General features: G+C 49.2%; 2 protein-coding genes. Both read right to left on the bottom strand.

Going from position 1 to position 679, the window contains the following annotated elements; translation table 11 throughout:
- Positions 1-239 (bottom strand): major capsid protein (locus tag Xvie_RS20480; protein ID WP_208612665.1); only part of this gene is annotated, 239 nt, incomplete at its 3' end.
- A 71-nt stretch (positions 240-310) separates the two neighbouring features.
- Positions 311-679: head decoration protein (locus Xvie_RS20485; protein ID WP_244175765.1), on the bottom strand; the 369-nt coding region annotated here is incomplete at its 5' end.

The following is a 679-nucleotide window of genomic DNA, read 5'->3' on the forward strand; positions in this document are numbered from 1 at the left end:
TCTTTAATGTACGCAGGCTTAAAGCTGTTGGTCTGAAACTTGCGCGACTCGACCAGTTTGCCTTCCACTAACGGGGAAACAAACGGGGCCATGCGGCGCAGGCCGACATCCACGTCGATAGATACCTCTTCAGTATCCGATTCCACGATATTCGGGAAGAATTTATCCAGCAACCAGTTCTGACTGGTCAGCAGGTTCGGTACGACCTGCACTAAGACGTTAGTGTCAAAAATATTCATACTGTTTCTCATGATAAAAGACGTCACCATGCCTACGGTAAGCCGCATAAAGACGTCTGTTTGAAGTTAAATCAGGCAGTCACGCTGTCGCGCAGGAAAAGAGAGAATTTACGCAGGGCATCGGTCAGTTCAGGCAAAGGCCAGCTTTCATCACGAATAACACGATGCTGGTTAAATTCGCCCATCAGGTACACACCCCCACTGACACTGTTTTCCGTCGCATTCACATCATCTACCAGAATGGCGCACGGGGTTTGACTGCCGTCTGTTGCGGATTTTTTACTGAGCACATATTCACGGGTCGCGGTGATTTGACCCAGCACTGTACCATGTTTCAGAATGCCAGATTTTGCAATGGTCACGGTATCAGTGACTAATTGCAGTTGCCCGGCAATCAGCTGATCGGGGACAAAAACCGACTGACGAACACCCGGCTGAAA

It is taken from the genome of Xenorhabdus vietnamensis (genome assembly GCF_002127535.1).
Lineage (GTDB): Bacteria > Pseudomonadota > Gammaproteobacteria > Enterobacterales > Enterobacteriaceae > Xenorhabdus > Xenorhabdus vietnamensis.